General features: G+C 63.2%; 16 protein-coding genes. 5 read left to right on the top strand and 11 right to left on the bottom strand.

Going from position 1 to position 18,865, the window contains the following annotated elements:
• Window positions 1-116: 116 nt before the first annotated feature.
• Window positions 117-539: a cytochrome c gene (locus K3758_RS02255; protein WP_259947292.1), complete on the bottom strand. Its 423-nt coding sequence runs from the start codon at window positions 537-539 to the stop codon at window positions 117-119.
• A 114-nt stretch (window positions 540-653) separates the two neighbouring features.
• Here K3758_RS02255 and K3758_RS02250 point away from each other — a divergent pair, with 114 nt between their 5' ends.
• Together K3758_RS02250 and K3758_RS02245 are read left to right on the top strand one after the other, a co-directional pair.
• A complete protein-coding gene (locus tag K3758_RS02250) occupies window positions 654-2,564 on the top strand; it encodes a PAS-domain containing protein (protein WP_259947291.1) in 1,911 nt (636 codons plus the stop codon).
• On the top strand, window positions 2,561-3,277 hold the full coding sequence (locus tag K3758_RS02245; protein WP_259947290.1) for a response regulator transcription factor: 717 nt from the start codon (window positions 2,561-2,563) through the stop codon (window positions 3,275-3,277). Before K3758_RS02250 ends, K3758_RS02245 begins: the two co-directional genes overlap by 4 nt.
• A 6-nt stretch (window positions 3,278-3,283) precedes the next feature.
• Here the strand turns inward: K3758_RS02245 and K3758_RS02240 are convergent, their stop codons facing one another.
• Window positions 3,284-4,477, bottom strand: coding sequence for a Zn-dependent hydrolase (locus tag K3758_RS02240; protein WP_259947288.1), 1,194 nt, complete (start codon window positions 4,475-4,477; stop codon window positions 3,284-3,286).
• Window positions 4,478-4,492: 15 nt separating this feature from the next.
• Window positions 4,493-7,258: a formate dehydrogenase subunit alpha gene (gene fdhF / locus K3758_RS02235; protein WP_259947287.1), complete on the bottom strand. Its 2,766-nt coding sequence runs from the start codon at window positions 7,256-7,258 to the stop codon at window positions 4,493-4,495.
• A 162-nt stretch (window positions 7,259-7,420) separates the two neighbouring features.
• Between fdhF and K3758_RS02230 the strand changes: the two genes are divergently transcribed.
• From K3758_RS02230 to K3758_RS02220, 3 genes are read left to right on the top strand one after another with little or no spacing between them, the layout of a single operon-like run.
• On the top strand, window positions 7,421-8,071 hold the full coding sequence (locus tag K3758_RS02230; protein ID WP_259947285.1) for a histidine phosphatase family protein: 651 nt from the start codon (window positions 7,421-7,423) through the stop codon (window positions 8,069-8,071).
• Between the two features lie 26 nt (window positions 8,072-8,097).
• Entirely contained in the window at window positions 8,098-8,721 is a 624-nt protein-coding gene (locus tag K3758_RS02225) for a glutathione S-transferase family protein (RefSeq protein WP_259947283.1), read from the top strand.
• Window positions 8,718-9,773, top strand: a complete 1,056-nt coding sequence (locus K3758_RS02220) for a saccharopine dehydrogenase (protein ID WP_259947281.1) — start codon at window positions 8,718-8,720, stop codon at window positions 9,771-9,773. Before K3758_RS02225 ends, K3758_RS02220 begins: the two co-directional genes overlap by 4 nt.
• Window positions 9,774-9,776: 3 nt before the next feature.
• Here K3758_RS02220 and K3758_RS02215 read toward each other — a convergent pair whose 3' ends face one another.
• The 8 genes from K3758_RS02215 to mutL all read right to left on the bottom strand — a co-directional run bounded on the left by K3758_RS02215 (window position 9,777) and on the right by mutL (window position 18,684).
• Window positions 9,777-10,508 (bottom strand): SDR family oxidoreductase, encoded by a 732-nt coding sequence (locus K3758_RS02215; RefSeq protein WP_259947278.1) that lies wholly within the window; start codon window positions 10,506-10,508, stop codon window positions 9,777-9,779.
• Entirely contained in the window at window positions 10,505-11,071 is a 567-nt protein-coding gene (locus tag K3758_RS02210) for a DUF3833 family protein (RefSeq protein ID WP_067629629.1), read from the bottom strand. Before K3758_RS02210 ends, K3758_RS02215 begins: the two co-directional genes overlap by 4 nt.
• The gene (locus K3758_RS02205) at window positions 11,068-12,303 is read right to left on the bottom strand and encodes an MFS transporter (protein WP_259947276.1); all 1,236 of its coding nucleotides are present in this window, start codon (window positions 12,301-12,303) and stop codon (window positions 11,068-11,070) included. The genes K3758_RS02210 and K3758_RS02205 overlap by 4 nt, the downstream gene beginning before the upstream one ends.
• Window positions 12,300-13,088, bottom strand: coding sequence for a DUF1365 domain-containing protein (locus K3758_RS02200; protein ID WP_259947274.1), 789 nt, complete (start codon window positions 13,086-13,088; stop codon window positions 12,300-12,302). Before K3758_RS02200 ends, K3758_RS02205 begins: the two co-directional genes overlap by 4 nt.
• Window positions 13,085-14,404, bottom strand: coding sequence for an NAD(P)/FAD-dependent oxidoreductase (locus K3758_RS02195; RefSeq protein ID WP_259947273.1), 1,320 nt, complete (start codon window positions 14,402-14,404; stop codon window positions 13,085-13,087). Before K3758_RS02195 ends, K3758_RS02200 begins: the two co-directional genes overlap by 4 nt.
• Window positions 14,405-14,542: 138 nt before the next feature.
• The gene (locus K3758_RS02190) at window positions 14,543-15,556 is read right to left on the bottom strand and encodes a pyridoxal-phosphate dependent enzyme (protein ID WP_259947272.1); all 1,014 of its coding nucleotides are present in this window, start codon (window positions 15,554-15,556) and stop codon (window positions 14,543-14,545) included.
• On the bottom strand, window positions 15,557-16,801 hold the full coding sequence (locus K3758_RS02185; protein ID WP_259947271.1) for a DNA recombination protein RmuC: 1,245 nt from the start codon (window positions 16,799-16,801) through the stop codon (window positions 15,557-15,559).
• Complete coding sequence (gene mutL, locus K3758_RS02180) at window positions 16,798-18,684, bottom strand: DNA mismatch repair endonuclease MutL (RefSeq protein ID WP_259947270.1); 1,887 nt, start codon at window positions 18,682-18,684, stop codon at window positions 16,798-16,800. The genes K3758_RS02185 and mutL overlap by 4 nt, the downstream gene beginning before the upstream one ends.
• Window positions 18,685-18,865 lie beyond the last annotated feature (181 nt).

Raw genomic sequence — 18,865 nt, 5'->3', positions numbered from 1 at the left:
TCTCACAAGTGACGTTCTCTTTTTTGTGGAGGTCAACTTTTTCCTGATCTTTTCCGAATCCTAACGAATTGTTACAGCGCGATTTAGCCGCCTTTTGCGCCTACTTTCTTTTGCGCCTAATCAATGCCATTTGCGCGCTGCACCTCGCGCACATAGGTCACGATGGATTTAACCTCGGCCTGGGTGATCCCTTCGACCGGGGGCATATTGCCGAAAGACCAGTGATGCTGGCGCACGCCATTGGTTGCCGCGACCAGAAAGGCGCCATCGCCGTGGTGGCTGGGTTCATAGATTTTATGGATCAGCGGCGGGCCTGCGCCTTCGCGCCCGGCGACATTGACGCCGTGGCAGGCCGCGCATTTCGCTTCAAATGCACGCGCGCCGATCTGCGCCTGCTCGCTCAGGCTTTCCGGCAGGGTGACGGCTGCCATCGCCGCGCCGCTTGCTGTGGGGGCAGGGGCCTCTCCGGCACGCCACCACATATATCCGCCAATCGCGACCACCGCAGCCACCGCCGCCATTCCAAAGTTCTTGTCCATGCTCTGCCTTTCGGGTTTCATTTGCCGCGCTTCTCCGGGCCTCCAGCGCAAGAAGGTCAAGCGCCATTTGGCCTTTCCTCTGCGCGGTGCTGGCCCTACCGTCGACGGATGCCAATGCAGATCACCGATGACCAAACCAAAGCCCTGACCCAAGCCGGTCTGAACCTGATCGCTCAGGCGCTGACGATCTATGACAGCGACCTGCGCCTTGCGGTCTGCAACGGGCCGTTTCAATCCATGTTCGACCTGCCCGATGAACTGGTCACCCCCGGTGCGCCCTTTGAGGATACGATCCGCCATCTTGCCGGAACCGGCGAATATGGTGAGGTCACGGATGTCGATGCTTTCGTGGCCGAGCGTGTCGAACAAGCGCAGGCCTTTGTGCCGCATTACATGGAACGCACCCGCGCGAACGGGCGCACCATCAGCGTCGAAGGTTCTCCGCTGCCGCAGGGCGGCTGGGTCACCGTCTATACCGACATCACCAACACCAAACGGCAAGAGGCGCTGTTGCGCGCGCGGTCCGATGCGCTGAGCGATCAACTGCTCTCCCATGCCGAACAACTCGCCGCCAGCAACCGCAAACTCGAAGCGACGATCACGGCGCTGGAAGAAGCCAAACGGCAGGTCACCGAAAGCGAAGCCCGCACCCGCCTGACAACCGAGATGATGCCCGCCCATATCGCCCATGTCGACGAGAATAGCCGCTATATCTATTCCAACCGCCGTCTGAGCAGTGTCATGCCAGGACGGCCCAGCAATATCTACGGTCTGCACATCAGCGACGCGCTTGGGGCCTCTGCCTATGCGCGGATCAAACCCGCGCTGACCCAAGCCTATGCAGGCAGTCCGGCGGTGATCGAGTTCACTCATGACGCCTCTGCCCGCCGGATACGCGGTGCCTTTACCCCCGATGGGCGCGGCGGGGTCTATATCCTGTCGATGGACATCACCGAAGAAACCCAGACCCGCGTCGCCCTGCAACAGACGCTGAAACGCGAACTCGCCTCACGGATGATCTCTGGGCTGGCGCATGATTTCTCAAACCTTTTGACGATCATTCTGGGGATGCAGTCGAAACTCGCCCGCCTGCCCGACATGCCGCGCCAAGCGGGCGAATTGGTCGAAGGCACCTTGGCCGCTGCGCGGCGGGGCGGCACGCTGCTAAGTTCCATCGCCGATGTGACCGAACCCCGCGCCCTGCGCCCCGCGGCCACCGATCTCGCCGACCTGCTGAACGAGCTTTCGACCCTCGCCGCCCCCACTCTGCCGCCGAAATGCGCGCTGGTGGTGCGCAATGACGCACCAGAGGGGTCTGTCCTGCTCGATAAAGGGCGGGTGCAGGACGCGCTTTTGAACCTCATCCTTAATGCCCGCGATGCCTGCGGCGCGCAGGGCACGATCACGCTGACCCAACGGCTGGTGCATGACACATGGATCGAATGGGTGATCCACGACACCGGGCCGGGCTTTTCGCCCTCTGCGCTGGAGCGTGGGGTCGAGCCGTTTTTCACCACCAAGGGCAGCGAAGGGTCGGGGCTGGGCCTGTCGATGGTCTACGACATGACCAAATCCGCAGGCGGCGATTTGCGGCTGAGCAATGCCCCCGAGGGCGGCGCGCAGATCAGCCTGCGTCTGCCCTACCGTGCCGCCGTGCCTGCCACGACGGGGCTGGTGCTGCTGGTCGAAGACACCAGTGATATCCGCGCCGTGGTGCGCGACATGTTGATGGATCAGGGCCATTCGGTGATCGAGGCCACCAGCGCCGATGAGGCCACGGCCCTGATCGCCGATCTGCCCGAAATCACCCTTGTCCTCTCGGACATCCAACTCACCGGCGAAGGCACCGGCATCGACCTTGCCCGGCGCGTCGGCAGCAGCCTGCCACTGTTGCTGATGACCTCTCTGCCCGCCGATCACCCGCTGTTTGTCGAGGCGCAAACCCTCGCGCCGGTGCTGCGCAAACCCTTTGAAAAAGACGATCTGCAAGCGTTGATCGCCCCATTGAAAGCCACCGCCCCATGAGCCGTGATACCGCCCCGCGCCCGCTGGTTACCATTCTGGATGACGAACCCGAGATCCGTCAAATGCTGTCGGACACGCTTGAGGAAGCCGGATTCGACACCCTCAGCTTTGGCCGTGCACGGGCTTTTGAGGCCGCCTTGGCCAGCCATACGCCCGATGTCTGTCTTGTCGATCTCAGCCTGCCCGACACTGACGGGCTGACGCTGGTACATCGGCTGGCGCTGGAACAAGGCGCGATCGTCATCATCATCTCGGGCCGCGCGCAGGTGCAGGACCGGGTGACAGGGCTGGAGCTTGGGGCCGACGATTACATCATCAAACCCTTCGACCCGGCGGAAGTGGTCGCCCGAATCCGCGCCCGCTTGCGCAGCGCCAAGCCCACCCCGCAGGCCAGCACCACCGCGCGCTTCAACGGCTGGACCGCGCATTTCGACCGCTATGTTTTGCAGGATTCGACAGGCGCCGAGGTGACATTTTCCCACGCCGAAGGCGAGGTGCTGCGGCTGTTCCTAGACGCGCCGAAACGCCTGATCAGCCGCGCGCAGATGCAAGAAAGCCTTGGTGGCGTCGCCTCGGAGAGCTTTGACCGGGCCATGGACGTGCGCATCTCGCGGTTGCGCACGAAACTTGGCGAAGACCCGAAGAACCCGCAGTTGATCAAGACGATCTATGGCGCGGGCTATATCTTCCTTGGCGATGTGGATTGGGACTGACGGCGCTCAAAGCGCCGCGACAGCCCGGCCCAGCACCTCGACCGCCGCGACCAGATCGGCTTCGGCTGTGTCCTCTTCAAAAGCATGGCTGATCCCGTTGATCGATGGTGCGAACAACATCGCCACGGGCATCAGCCGGGCCACATTGGTCGCGTCGTGCAAAGCACCCGAGGGCATCTTGCGCCACTTGCCCGGCGCCACCGTTTCCGCCGCCTCGGCCAGCGCGTCGCGCAGCCGGGCATCCATCGCCACCGGCTCCAACCCCAGCATCGGACCAAAAGACAGCTCCATCCCGCGTGTCTGGGCGACCTCTTCGGCAGTCTCGCGGATGATCGCCTCCATCCGTGCCAGACGGTCGCTGTCGCCGTCCCGCCACTGCATGGAAAACACCGCCTTGCCCGGCACGATGGACGAGGCATTGGGATGCAGGCTGACATGGCCGATCGTCCAGACAGTGCTGGGCGTTACCACATTGCGCAGCCGGTCATTAAGCAGGCTGTTGAAGGCAGATACCGCTTGAAAGGCATCCTTGCGCACCGCCATCGGCGTGGTGCCCGCGTGGTTTTGCTGGCCTTCAAAGGTCACCTTCATATCGCGAATGCCGACGATATCAGTGACGACACCGATCTGCTCGTCACTGTCATCCAGCGTCGGCCCCTGTTCGATGTGTAGCTCAATATAGCCGGTGAACTGCGCCGGATCGACCGGGCCGGTCACCATGCCCGTCATCGCCTTGCGCGCCTCCGCCAAGCTGACCCCAGCATGATCGGTGAGACCGTCAGCATCCGCCTGATCCAGAGCGCCGGACCAGACAGTCGAACCAGTGGTCACGCCAAAGCGCCCCTCTTCATCCTGAAAGGACACGACCGAGACCGCAGGCCCCCCGGCCTCCTGTGCCGCGCGGGCCACTTCAAGGGCGGCGATCACGCCCAAGGCACCATCAAGCCAGCCGCCTTCGGGCTGGCTGTCGGAGTGCGACCCCAGCAGGATCGACGGCCCTTCGGCACGCCCAAAGAGGTTGCCCATCGCGTCGACCTCAACGGTCAGCCCTGCGTCGCGCATCCGCCCAGCAAGCCATTCCCGCGCCTCAACATCGGCGGCGGAATAGGCCGGGCGCACCACGCCCTTGCCCACACCCGCAGCACCGATGGCACGCAGGTCGTGCAGGTCTTTCAAAAATCGGGCGGCATCAATCTTCATTCTTCAAAACCTTCCTTACTCGGCGGCGACGGCCCCTTTTGCCGCCTCCACCCTAACGGCAGAGAACTTAAACTCCGGGATCTTGCCGTAGGGGTCAACCGCTGGATTTGTCAGAATATTCGCCGCCGCTTCAACATAGGCGAAGGGCAGGAAGACCATATCGGGTGCCACCGCGCGATCCTCGCGGGCCATGATTTCGATACTGCCGCGTTTGGTCGAAAGCCGCACATGCTCCCCCGGTGCCACGCCGAGGCGGCGCAGGGTCGACGGGTGCAGCGAGCAATTCGCCTCCGGCTCCAGCCCGTCGAGCACCTTGGACCGCCGCGTCATCGATCCGGTATGCCAATGCTCCAACTGTCGCCCGGTGGTCAGGATCATCGGATACTCCGCATCGGGCGCATCATCGGGTGGCACGATCGCGGCGGGGGTGAATTTGGCACGGCCTTCAGGACGCGGGAAACCCTCACTAAAGACAATTGCCTGCCCCGGATCGCTTTCGCTGAGCGACGGGTAGGTCACTGCATTCTCACGCGCCAAACGGTCCCATGTGATGTTGTCAAAGGACTTCATGTTCAGCTTCATCTCGGCAAAGACATCCGCCGGGCTTTCGTAGGACCAGTCCAGCCCCAGCCGCTTGGCCAGTTCCACCTCAATCCACCAATCCTCGCGCGCCTCGCCGGGGGGTGTCACCGCGGGGCGGCCCATTTGGACCTGTCGGTTGGTGTTGGTCACAGTGCCCGCCTTTTCGGCAAAGGCACTGGCGGGGAGGATCACATCGGCGTAATTCGCCGTTTCGGTCAGGAAAATGTCCTGCACCACCAGATGATCAAGCTTGGCAAGGGCCGCGCGGGCGTGGTCGACATCCGGGTCCGACATCGCCGGGTTTTCCCCCAACACATACATCGCCTTGATGTCCCCATCATGCACCGCGTCCATGATCTCGGTCACGGTCAGCCCCTTTTCGGCGCTGAAATCGCCCGAGCCCCAGACCTCGATAAAGGCCGAGCGCACGCCGTCGTCGCCGACAGGTTGGTAATCTGGCAGGAACATCGGGATCAGCCCAGCATCAGAGGCACCCTGCACGTTGTTCTGCCCCCTCAGCGGGTGCAGCCCAGCGCCGGGACGGCCAATCTGACCGGTCATCAGCGCGAGGCTGATCAAACAGCGCGCATTGTCGGTGCCGTGGATGTGCTGGCTGACCCCCATGCCCCAAAAGATCATGCCTGCCTTGGCACGGGCAAAGGTCCGCGCCACATCGCGCAGCACCTCGGCCTCGATCCCGCAGATGGGGGCCATCTTCTCGGGGCTGAAGTCCTTCAGATGTGCCTTTTCGGCCTCCCAATTCTCGGTATAGGCCGCGATATATTGTGCGTCATAGAGCCCCTCTTCGACGATCACATGCATGATCGCGTTGAGCATCGACACATCGGTGCCGGGGCGGAATTGCAGCATATGGCTGGCGAAGCGACGCAACCCCACGCCGCGCGGGTCCATCACGATCAGCTTGCCGCCACGTTTGGTGAACTGCTTGAAATAGGTCGCGGCAACGGGGTGGTTCTCAACCGGGTTGGCCCCGATCACGATCGCCACATCGGCGTTTTCGATCTCGTTGAAGGTCGCCGTCACTGCACCCGAACCCACATTCTCCATCAGCGCGGCGACGGATGAGGCATGGCACAGCCGCGTGCAGTGATCGACGTTGTTATGGCCAAAGCCCTGACGGATCATCTTTTGGAACAGATAGGCTTCTTCATTGGTGCATTTGGCGCTGCCGAACCCCGCCACTTCGCGGCCACGGCCCTTGAGCCCCTGCGCTGCGAAATCTAGCGCCTCGTCCCATGTGGCCTCGCGGAAAACCTCGCTCCAGTTGCCGGGATCGACGTTCAGCCCCTTGGCGGGCGCATCCTCGCGGCGGATCAGCGGTTTGGTCAGACGGTGATCGTGATGGATATAGTCAAAGCCAAAGCGCCCCTTGACGCAGAGCCGCCCTTCGTTGGCCGGGCCATTGATGCCTTCGACGTATTTGACCTTATTGTCCTTCACTTTAAGCGAAATCTGACAGCCGACGCCGCAGAAGGGGCAGACGCTGGCGACCTCATCGTCGTAATCCGCCGAGTCGCCCACCTGCGCTTCATCTACCACCGTGGCGGGCATCAACGCGCCCGTTGGGCAAGCCTGCACGCATTCGCCGCAAGCCACACAGGTCGATGCGCCCATCGGATCGTCGATGTCGAAAACCGGATAGGCATCATGCCCGCGCCCGGCCATACCGATCACGTCGTTGACCTGCACCTCGCGGCAGGCGCGGACGCAGAGGTTGCACTGGATACAGGCATCAAGGTTCACGCGCATCGCGACATGGCTGTCGTCCAACAGCGGAATGCGGTCCCGCTCAAGCTTGGGAAAACGGCTGCTTTCCACCCCGCTCAGCGTCGCCATCTCGCGCATATGGCTCGACTTGTCGTGGGCCAGGTCCTGCGAGGGTTGGTCGGCCAGCAACAGCTCCATCACCATCTTGCGCGCATTTTCGGCCCGCGCGTTGTTGGTCGTGACAACCATCCCCTCGGCTGGTTCGCGGATGCACGAAGCCGCCAGCACGCGCTCGCCCTCGATCTCGACCATACAGGCGCGGCAGTTTCCGTCGGGGCGGTAACCGGGGGCAGGTTTGTGGCAGAGATGCGGGATCTTCAGACCCCGGCCATTGGCCACTTCCCAGATGGTCATGCCGGTCTCGGCCTCGACGGTCTGACCATCAAGCGTGAATGTGATCCTCTCGGACATGGCTACCCCTCCCGCTGGCTATTGACCAAACTATAGGCAAAACCCGGCCCGTGTCAGGGGCCAATCCCGACACCCCGTCACGGATAAACGCCGCCGCAGCGCATTGGATTGTATGGCCCGACAAGCTGCCCTATCACTTGGGCGAACAGTGAAAGCCTTTTGATGTCCCACATTACCCTGATCCGCCACGGCCAAGCCAATTCCACCGCCAAGGACGAGCTAAGCTATGACCAACTTAGCCCGCTTGGCCATGAGCAAGCCGCATGGTTGGGCGAGCATTTGCGTCACAGCGAAAGCCACCACACGCGGCTCTATACCGGCACCTTGACCCGCCATATCGAAACCGCCGAGGCGATGAAGACCGGGCTGGAACCCATCCGCGACGCGCGGTTGAATGAGCTGGAATATTTCACCCTCGCCAATCTGATGGAGCAACAGCACAAGGTGCCCTTCCCCCGCGCGGGCGAATTCGTGCACCACTTGCCGCAGGTCTTTGACTATTGGAAAGCGGGCAAGCTGGACGACACGCCCGAAACCTACGAGAGCTTTGAGACCCGCGTTCAATCCGCGCTGGCCGAGATTGCCGAGGGCGAAGGCCCGGCGCTGGTGGTGACCTCGGGCGGGCTGATTTCTTTGGCGATGGCGCAGGCCATGGGCGTGGGCATCCCGGCCATGGCGCGCTTGGCGCTGGCGATCATGCATACTTCGATGCACCGGCTCTTTCCCATCGGCGGGCATTGGTCGCCCGTGCTGTTCAATGCCGTGCCGCATCTTGACCGGCCCGACCGCCGCCTTGCACAAACGCATATCTGATCCCTCGCCCGCGAAAGGCTGCCCCCATGCTGAAACTCCACTACGCCCCCGGCACAATCTCAGTCGCCGTTGCTATTGCACTTGAAGAAGCGGGGCTGGCCTATGAGCCGGTAAAGGTCGATTTCGCCGCCGCCGAACAGACCGGCGCGCCCTATCTGGCGTTGAACCCAAAAGGCCGCGTGCCGACCCTCGTGACCGAAGCGGGCAGCGCCCTGACCGAGACCGGCGCGCTTTTGGACTATGTCGCCGCCCGCGCGCCCAAGGCGGGGCTGGTCCCTGCCGACCCTGAACGCGCGGCGCATATGCGCGGGGTGATGTACTACCTCGCCTCGACCATGCATGTGGCCCATGCCCATAAGATGCGCGGCCACCGCTGGGCCGATCAGCAATCGAGCTTTGACGACATGAAAGCCAAGGTGCCGCAGACCATGGCCGATTGCGCGGCCTATGCCGAAAACCATGCTTTCCGGGGTGATTACGTCGCGGGCGACAGGCTCTCGCTGGCCGATCCCTATCTCTTTGTCGTGTCGGGCTGGCTCGAAGGGGACGGGGTCGACCGCGCCAATTTCCCCCGGCTAAAGGCTTTCGCCGCCCGCATGGAGGACCGCGCCAGCGTGAAAGCCATTCGGGAGAAAGGAATGTTGGCATGACCCATCTGTGGCTGCGCGCCGAACAGCGCGACAATGAGACCCGCACCGGGCTGACGCCCGAAGGGGCCGCCGCGCTGATCGCGACAGGCATGAAGGTGAGCGTCGAAGACAGCGACAGCCGCGTGATCCCCACCGCCGCCTATGCGCAGGCGGGCTGCGAGATCGTCCCCGCGCATAGCTGGCCCGACGCCCCGCACGATGCCGTGATCTTTGGTCTGAAGGAACTGCCCGAAGACGGCACGCCCCTGCCCCATGTCCACATCATGTTCGGCCACGCCTACAAGGGCCAATCCTCGGGCCGCAAACTGTTAGAACGGTTCAAGGCCGGTGGCGGCACCTTGCTGGATTTGGAATATCTGACCGATGACAATGGCCGCCGCGTTGCCGCCTTTGGCTATTGGGCCGGATTTGCCGGGGCTGCGGTGTCTGTCAAATGCCGCATCGCGCAACTGCGCGGTGAGCCCTGCGGCCCGGTGCAGCCCTACCCCGACGCCGACGCCTTAAAATCTGCGCTGTCCGCGGACCTTGCGGAGGTCGACGCAAGCGGCGACCGCGCGCTGGTGATCGGCGCGTTGGGCCGCGTGGGGCGCGGGGCGAGCGATCTTTGCGCGGCTTTGGGCATCCCCGTCACCGGCTGGGATATGCCTGAGACCGCCCACGGGGGGCCGTTCCCTGAGATCCTTGAACATGCCTATTTCTTCAATTGCATCCTCGCGGGGCCAGACACCCCTGCCTTCGTCCGCCCCGATACCCCCAAGGCAGAGCGTGCGCTGCGGGTGATCGGCGACATCGCCTGCGACCCGGACAGCGCCTTTAACCCTGTGCAGGTCTACGACCGCGCCACAACTTGGGAGACGCCCGCCCTGCGTGTGCATGATGCCCCGCCGCTGGATGTCATGGCCATCGATAACCTGCCTTCCATGCTGCCGCGCGAAAGCTCTGAGGATTTTGCAGCCCAGTTGCTACCGACCCTGCGGGCCTTGCCAGAGGCGGGAAATCCCGTCTGGCAACGCGCGCGTGATCTCTTTGGCAATCATATCGCCGAGGTCTGACCTTCAGGAAAAGAACCGGTAGTAAAGCCAGTCTGGCAAGAACCGCCCCAAACGGAACAGCAGCGAAAACCCGTAAGGGAAATCCAGTTTGAAACTGTCGCCGTTCATATGCTCATAGACCCGCCGCGCAGCGTCTTTCGGCTCCATCAAGAAGGGCATTTTGAAATCGTTCTTGTCGGTCAACTGGGTCTTGATGAAACCGGGGTTGATCACCTGAACCTGTACGCCGGTCTTGCGCAGATCGGCGTGCATCGATTCCGCCAAAGACAGGGTCGCGGCCTTGGAGGCCGTATAGCCGATTGAGCCGGGCAAACCGCGATAGGCGGTCAGGCTGGAGGTGATGACGATATGCCCGTGGTCGCGCGCGACCATCTCTGGCACGACTTGCCCCAAGACACGCATCAACCCGGTGAAGTTCACATCGGCCATGGTCACCCCATGCGGGGCCTGCCACTCCTGCGCACCAAAGGGCCAATAGGCCCCCGCCAGATAGACCAACCCGTCGATTGGCCCCACATCCTTTGCCGCCTGCGCCACATCCGCATCATCGGTCACATCCAAGCCCCGCACCCGCGCCCGGCCCGGCAGCGCCTGCGCCAGCTCGGTCAGCTTGTCCTCGGAACGGGCCGAGAGGATCACCTCGACCCCGGTGCGGCTAAGCTGATGTGCCAGTGCCGCCCCAAGCCCGTCGCTTGCGCCTACCAGCCAATAGGTCTTGCCTTGCCAGTCTTTCATCTTTCCTCCGCCGGTCGCAACGTGGCGACCAATTCTGCTACTTTGATCCCGAATTTCCGAAACTGGCTGCGGTTCACGATGGTGCCATCGGGGGTGAGATACATCCAATCGACAGTTTTCAGCACATGACTGCCCAGTTCTTCGGGCAGTCGGATACGATAGCGCAACTGCAAGGTCGGTCCAGCCTGAACGCCCTGCCCCACGCCGATCACATCCGGGGCGGTGCTGGTGAAATTGCCGTTCTCGCCCAATGTGACGGTCCACTCGCGCTCCTGACGCGAACCGTCGTTATATCGAAAGGTTTCGGCCACGGTGGCCACATTCCCCTCCCAAGACACGTCGAACTTGGCCGTGAAGCTGCTGGTGACCCGGCCTAGGGGGCCGAAAATCACACCTTCGCAAATCATCTCATCGCGCAGATGCAACCGCAGGTCGAAGACGGGGAAAGAATCGACATAGTCGCTTGGCGACTGGCCATGAAACTCCCCTAAACGGCGTCGCAAAAAAGTGAGCAATAGACCAAGGCCAAGCCCGACAGCGATAAAGATCAACGGCTCTGTCACGATGTCTCCACGTCTTTTGCACTGGCGAGCAGAGCGATCGCCAGCAATTTCAAGGCGCAAGGTACACCGGCATAGAACCAGATCAACAGGGATATGGATGTGTCGGAACTGGTTCCCGCTGCGGTCTGCAGCCCTGCGCGTTCTAAAGCTGGAAGTAGAGCAACGGCCGCGAAAGCCAAGGTCAATTTGGAGACGAAGGACCAGAGGCCAAAACCTTCGGCAGCCGAGGGGGAAATCTGCGCCATGCGGCTGGCGAACATGGCAGGCAAAAGGGTCAAATCCGCGCCCAATACCGCGCCTGAGGCCAGACAGACCAAGGCGAAAAGCGCAACATCCCCCGGCCCCAGCAACAGCGCCCCGCCGAAGGAGGCGATGCCCAAAGCCATTGCGGCCAGCAGCACCCGACGCGGGCCGTGCCGCTCTGCCAAGATCCCCCAAAGCGGTGCCGCCGCTGCCGCGGCAAGGAAAAACAGCAGCAAAAGCGGCCCCTCCCACCCCGGCGCCTCAAGCGCCAGTTCGACGTAGAAAAGAAACAGGGTCGAGGTGACGGCAACCGGGGCGGCATTGACCAGCGCGATCAACAGTAGCCGCCGCGCCTGCGCATCGCGCAACACGGTGCCGAAGCCACTTTCCATCGGCAGCACCGCCGCCCGCCACTCGCCCCGCATGGCGACCGTGGCACAAAGCGCCAAGATCGCAAAGCCAACAGCGAACCCGGCAAAGGGACGATCCAGCCCCACGCCCAGAACCAAAGGCGCGACAGAGGCCAGACAAACCCCCAAAAGCGCGCCCGTCTCGCGCCAGCGCGCAAGGGTCAAATGCCCCGCGCCCGGCAGACTGTCGGCCTTGGCAACCCCTTGGGCATAGAAACAGATGGTCAGAAAGCTGAAGGCGGAAAACACCAGCGTCAGCATCAGCGCGAACCACAGCACCGGCGCCACCGGGGCGGGCATGGCAAAAAGCCCCAGCATCGCCAGCGCCATCACCGCGCCCGCCACCGTCACTGCAGTGCCGCGCCTGTCGCGCAGTTTTTGGGCCAACCAACCAAGGGCGGGGTCTTGCACCACATCTAACAGCCGCAAACCAAAAAGCACCGACCCAAGTGCCGTCAGCGAGACCCCGTATTCATCGACATAGAACTTCGGCGCGTGAATGTAGATTGGCAGCCCCGCCGACGCGAGCAATGCCGCGAAAAGCGCATAGGCGGGCAGCCGGGCCGCGCGGCCCGTCATCGGCCCTCCGCGCCATGGGCCGCATCACGAGACACCTCGACATTGGGCGCCTCGGGGCGGGCGCGAAACCCCGCTCGCTTCAGCCAAAGCTTCAGCGCCTGCCAATGGATCAGCGCCAGCACCCGCCGCGCACCGAAAGGGCGGCGCAGCAGCGACCAAAGGATACCGCGATTGGTCAGCGGCGCACGCGGCCCGGTCAATGTGGCAATCAACCCGTTCTCCCCGTCCGAGAAATCGATCCAGATGCCGATCCGCTCAGAGGTGATATCAAAACGAAAGACATAGCTACCCGAGACATCTTGGAAGGGGGAGACATGCATGAGCTTTGCGGCCTTCAGCCTGTCGTCGGGCGCGATCGGGCGTAGGTCTGCATGATGACACAGATAGGAATGCCGGTCGCCATAGGTGTTCGTCACCTCGGCGATCACCGCGATCAGCGCATCATCCGCCCGACGGCACAGCCAAAAGCTGACCGGGTTGAAGACATGGCCCAGCACCCGCGGCTGCGCCACAAGCTCAATCCGAGCGACCCCCACGATGTCATGCGCGGCCAATACCTCGCGCACCCAAAGGGCTCCACGCCCCTGCCCCGGCGCGCCGCCGTGGTCACTGTCTTGCAGGCTGGTCAGGCCCGCCCCGTTGCGGGCGAAAAGCGCGGGCGTCCTCAGCGCCGTGGCCTCGGCATCGCAGATCACATAGTCGACCGAATAGCGGAAACGGTTCTCTACCGTGCCTTTGCGGCCATGAAAGGTCTGGCCCCGGATATGATCGACGCCCGCCGTCACTCCGCCGCCAAGGGAGCCGCCCGCGCGGCCTGCATCCGCTCGACCACATCCACCGCGCTGGCCAGCCCGTCTTCGTGAAAGCCATGCCGCATCCAAGCGCCGCAGAACCATGTATTCTGGCTGCCGTTGAAGGCGCGCACCTCGTCTTGTGCTGCCAAGGCGGCAAGGTCATAGACCGGATGGCGCAGAGTGACTTGATCGTAAATCAGATCTTCGCGGATGCTACGTTTGGTGTTGAGCGTCACGAAATGCAGATCGTCCTGCGGGATCGGCTGCAGCGAGTTCATCCAATAGGTCAGGTCGATCCGGTCTGATTTCTGCTCTCGATCCTCGGTATAGACCCAAGACGCCCAAGTAGAACGCCGCTTTGGCATGATGCTGGCATCGGCGTGCAAAACGATGTCGTTGGGCTGATAGCGGATTGCGCCCAGGGTGCGTTTCTCGGCCTCAGTCGGATCGGAAAGCATAGCCAGCGTGTCATCGGAATGGGTGGCAAAGATCACCTCGTCGAACGCCTCCCACTCGCCGCCCCATGCGCGGACCTCTGCGCCTTGCGTAGTGCGGCGCACGGCCTGCACCGGGCAGTCGGTGCGCAGGTCAACGCCATTGGCGCGCAGAGCATTCTCCAACCGGTCGACATACTGCCGTGAGCCGCCCTTCACCGTGTACCACTGATGCTGGCCGGAATAGTTCAGCAGCGCGTGGTTCTCGAAAAAGTTGACCATGGCATGGGCCGGGAAGTCCATGATTTTCTCGGTTGGGGTGGACCAGATCGCGCCGGAAAGCGGCGAGAGATAGAAGTCGCGGAAATAGCGCCCGGTGCCAAGCCGGTCGAGGAACTCGGCAATGGTCATCGACGGGTCACGCGACACCGCCAGCGCGTTCTTGTTGAAATGCACGATATCGCGCAGCATCCGCAGGAAAGGCGGGCTGAACATATTGCGTTTCTGGGCAAAGACCGCGTTGAAATTGGTCAGCGCATATTCCAGCCGCCCGCCATCAATCGACGCGCCGAAGCTCATGTTCGACGGCACCACCGGCACGTCCAATTCGGCAAACAGCGCTGCCAGATGCGGATAGTTGGCATAGTTGAACACGATAAACCCGGTATCGACCGGCTGATCGCCGTTCTTTCCGGCCATCACCGTCCGCGCATGGCCGCCGATCTTGGCTCCCGCCTCAAACAGGGTCACGCGGTCCGTTGGCGCCAGCATATGCGCCGCCCCCATGCCGGAAATACCGCCACCAATCACGGCGACGCGCCGGCCGCGCGGATGCTGGGGGTCGGTGCTGTCGTTCAGAGCTTCAAAAGGCATAAGGGTCCTGCTTTAGTCCGGGACTTTGGATATGGGGCACACACGGGTAAAAAGGAGTTAAAGTTGCACTGCCCGATACATTTTCTTGGAGAGGGTCACGCCGCCGCAAGACGGCCTGCACACGCGCAAAAGGGGGCGCTATGACAGGAGGCCTTCAAGCGCCGCTTGGCCGCGGCTCAACTGTCCCAGATAGGTTTCGGTGTCGATATTGGCCCCACAGACGATCACCCCCACACGCCGCCCCGCCAGTTGCGCGCGCAGGGGCCCGAGCGCCCCGGCCATCGCGGCCCCGGCGGCAGGCTCCACCGCCAATTTCGCGGCCTGTTGCAGTACCACCATCCCGGCGCAGATCGCATCGTCGCTGACCGTCACCACATCATCGACATAGACCGCACAAAGCGCATGGCCAAAGGGCAGCGCCATCGGCGGGCCAAGACTGTCGGCGATGGTATTGACCTGAGGGATGGTCACAGGCGCGCCAGAGGCGAGGCTTCGCGACATGCTGTCGGCGCCTGTCGGCTCAACGCCGTACACCCGACAAGCGGGGTTAACCGCCTTGACCGCGGCGGCCACACCGCTGATCAGCCCGCCACCGCCAACAGAGACGACGACCGCATCTAAATCCGCCACCTGCGCCATCAGTTCCAGCCCCACCCCCGCGGTGCCGAGCGACGTGTGCAGCCCCTCGAAAGGGTGGATAAAAAACCGCCCCTCTTCGCGCACGAGCCGCTCCGCCTCGGCAAAGGTCTCTTGCCCGGCAGGTTTCATCACGACCTCGGCCCCGGTGGCACGGGCAAGGGCGACGCGAAAGGGGTTGGCGTTGTCCTGCATCACCACCTTGGCGCTGATCCCCAGCTTTGCAGCGGCCCAACCGGCAGCGATGGCATGGTTGCCCGCGCTGGCCGCAGTGATCCCGCGTCCGCGGGTGTCATCGTCAAGCTGTCGTGCCACCGAAAGCGCGCCGCGGGCCTTGAAGGTGCCGGTATGCTGAAAACACTCCAGCTTGAGCGCAACCTGTGCGCCGCCCAGCACATCGTCGACCATGGGAGAAGAGAGCGTCATCACCGGTGTTTGCACGATATCGCCCCGCAACGCGGCGGCCCGCGTCTGCATCGCCTCCAGCGTCATCCCGGTAATGTCCACGTCGTTCATTCAGCCGTTCCCTTCGGGTGTCCTCAGGGGAACAATAGCCTCGGTTTTGTCTTCTGCCAGTTCTTCGAAGTCGAAATTATGCAAGCGGCCCGCGCGTTTGGCGGCTTTTTCGCTGCTGACTTTGATCTCTTCGACATCGCGCCGCGCTTGGCTGAAATGCCGATCAAGGTTGCCGACACGCATTGCCAGACGCTCGACATCCTTGTTAAGATTGCCCAACTCCTTGCGGATCGCGCCTGCCTGTTCGCGCATCCGCGCATCTTTCAGGATCGCGCGCATGGTGTTGAGCGTGGCCATGCAGGTCGTCGGGCTGACGATCCAGACCCGCTTTTCAAACCCCTCGCGGACGAGTTCGGGAAAGTTGGCGTGCAACTCGGCGTAGACCGCTTCGGAGGGCAGGAACATCAAAGCGCCCTCGGCCGTCTCGCCCTCCAGAATATATTTGTCGGCGATGGCGTTGAGGTGCACCCGCACGGCGGTTTTCATCTGCTGGGCGGCGGCGCGGGTCTCGGCTTCGGTCTTGGCACGGCGCAGGGCCTCATAGGCCTCCAGCGGGAATTTACTGTCGATCACGATCGGGCCCGGTGGGTTGGGCAGATGGATCAGGCAATCGGGCCGCTTGCCGTTGCTGAGTGTGGCTTGCAAAGAATAGCTGTCGCTCGGCAGGGCTTTCGACACGATATCGCGCAGTTGGATTTCACCAAAGGATCCGCGCGTTTGTTTGTTGCTGAGGATGTCTTGCAGCGACAACACGTCGCCCGACAGTTTCGTGATATTATCCTGCGCCTTGTCGATTGAGGCCAGACGCTCCTGCAACTGCGCAAGACTGGTGGTGGTGCGTTTCGACGAGCCGTGCAGCGTCTCGGTCATGCGCTGCTGCATCTCGGCCAAGGACCGGGCCGAGCGGGCGGCGTTGTCGGCCAGCCGGTCCTGCATCTGCTGCTGCACATAGGCGAGCCGCGCCTCCATGCTCTGCATCATTTGCGCTTGGGTATTGCTTTGTGTGTCCGAGACCATCTGCAACCCGCCGCGCAGCTGCTCCTGTCCCTGCCCCAACTGCTGCACATGCCCCCCAAGCACCCGCATCTGCTGCGCCAAGGGGGCGGCCACACGGGCCGAGCGGCCAGCGGCGCGCACCGCCATGATCAGCAAGATAACGATGAGCAACAGCAGCCCGGCCCCGGCAAGGGCGGCCAGCGTCACAGGGTCAGACAGGTTCAACGTCGTGCCGCCAAGCTCCATCAAGTGCGCCCGAAAAGCCGTTCGATGTCGGCGAGTTTGAGTTCGACATAGGTGGGCCGCCCGTGGTTGCACTGGCCGGAATGCGGGGTCGCCTCCATCTCGCGCAAGAGCGCGTTCATCTCTTCGGCGCGCATCCAGCGGCCCGAACGGATCGACCCATGACAGGCGACACGGCTCAGGATCGCTTCGATCTCGGCCTGCACGATGTTGCTGCTGTCGCCTTCGTCCAATTCGTCGAGCACATCAAGGATCAGCGCGCGGGCGTTCACGGTGCCAAGGATCGCGGGCGTTTCGCGCACGGCGATAGCGCTGCCGCCGAAGGCTTCGATGCCAAGGCCGAGTTTGGCAAGCTCGTCCGCCAGTTCCAGCAGCCGCGCGCAGTCATTGGCGGAAAGCTCGACAATTTCGGGGATCAGCAGCGCTTGGGCGGCGACGCCGTTGGTTTCCATCTGGCGCTTCAGCTTCTCGTAAACCAACCGCTCATGCGCGGCGTGTTGGTCTACGATGACCATGCCACTGGCGGTTTGCGCGATGATGTAATTCTCATGCACCTGCCCCCGCGCGGTGCCGAGCGGGTAGTCCGGGGCGGGGGCCGCCTCTTCGCCCTCGGGCGCGGCAGTGAACGGCGCGGGCGCTTCGGGCATCGGCGTGCCCTCCACCCGGCCCCAGACGCCTGCAGTTTCGGCAAAGCCCGGCGCCTGCGCGTTATAGGCCGCTTGCCGCGCGGCGGGGCTGGGGCGGTCCATGCCCGCGCGGTCCATCTGGTAGACCCGCGCGCCCTGCGGTTCGGGCTGCATCGCGCCCAAAGTCGCCTGAGCCACGGTGGTCGAAGCGCGGTGCCCCGCCTCGGCCAGCGCATGGCGCAGGGCCGAGACGATCAGCCCCCGTGCCAGACCGGGATCGCGGAAACGCACCTCGGATTTCGCCGGGTGCACGTTCACATCGACCAGCGTTGGCGGGCATTCCACGAACAGCGCCGCCGCCGGGTGGCGGTCCCGGCTGAGGAAATCGAAGTACGCGCCGCGCAATGCGCCTGTCAGCAGTTTGTCCCGCACCGGGCGGCCATTCACGAAGAGATACTGCGCCACCGCAGAGCCACGCGAGTAGGTCGGCAGTGCTGCGAACCCCGTCAGATGCAGCCCTTCGCGCATGGCGTCGATGGGCAGGGAGTTTTCCGCGAACTCTCGGCCCAGCACCTGCGCCAAGCGGCCATGCAGCGCCTCAAACAGATCGCCCTGCTCAGCCTCGGCGCGGAATACATCGCGGCCCTTACCGTCACCCGAGACATCGCGCAGCACAAAACGCACGAAAGGCTCGGCCATGGCCAACCGCTTGATGACATCGCCGATGGCCTGCGCCTCTGCCCGGTCGGTGCGCAGGAACTTGAGCCGCGCAGGTGTGGCGAAAAACAGATCGCGCAGGGTGACGATGGTGCCGCTGTTCAGCGCCGCCGGGCGTACCTCGCCCATGCGGCCACCGTCGACGGTGATCTCGGCCCCGTCAAACCCCGACGCTCGGCTGGTGATGGTCAGCCGCCCGACAGCACCGAGGGACGGCAGGGCCTCCCCCCGAAACCCGAAAGTGTGGATATCAAGCAGGTCAGAGCCATCGATTTTGGAGGTCGCGTGGCGCGACAAGGCCAGCGCCAAATCCTCGGGCGCGATGCCGCAGCCATCGTCGGTCACGCGGATCATCGTCTTGCCGCCGTCGGCATATTCCACGGTGATGCGCCGCGCGCCCGCGTCGATGGCATTTTCGACCAGTTCCTTCACGGCAGAGGCGGGGCGCTCGACCACCTCGCCCGCAGCGATGCGGTTGATCGCGGAATCGTCCAACTGGCGGATGACGGGGCGGTTTTCGCTTATATTGGGGGTCGGGCTTGGCATACCGCAAGACCTAGCATGGGCCATTCCGATTCTGCCAGATCGGATTGCGTCTATCAGAGGGGGAAGACAGAGTCAGCGGACCGCCGCCAAGACTGGGGCGATCCGCTTCTGGGTCGGCTACTCGGCGCACTGGTGCTTTTGTTATTCCGGTCTTATCAGAGCGGCGGGCGACCCGGGTACA

Source organism: Sulfitobacter sp. W002, assembly GCF_025142135.1.
Taxonomy (GTDB): domain Bacteria; phylum Pseudomonadota; class Alphaproteobacteria; order Rhodobacterales; family Rhodobacteraceae; genus Sulfitobacter; species Sulfitobacter profundi.
Note: the sequence above shows the minus strand (reverse complement) of the source record. Positions and strands in the feature narration are given on the sequence as shown.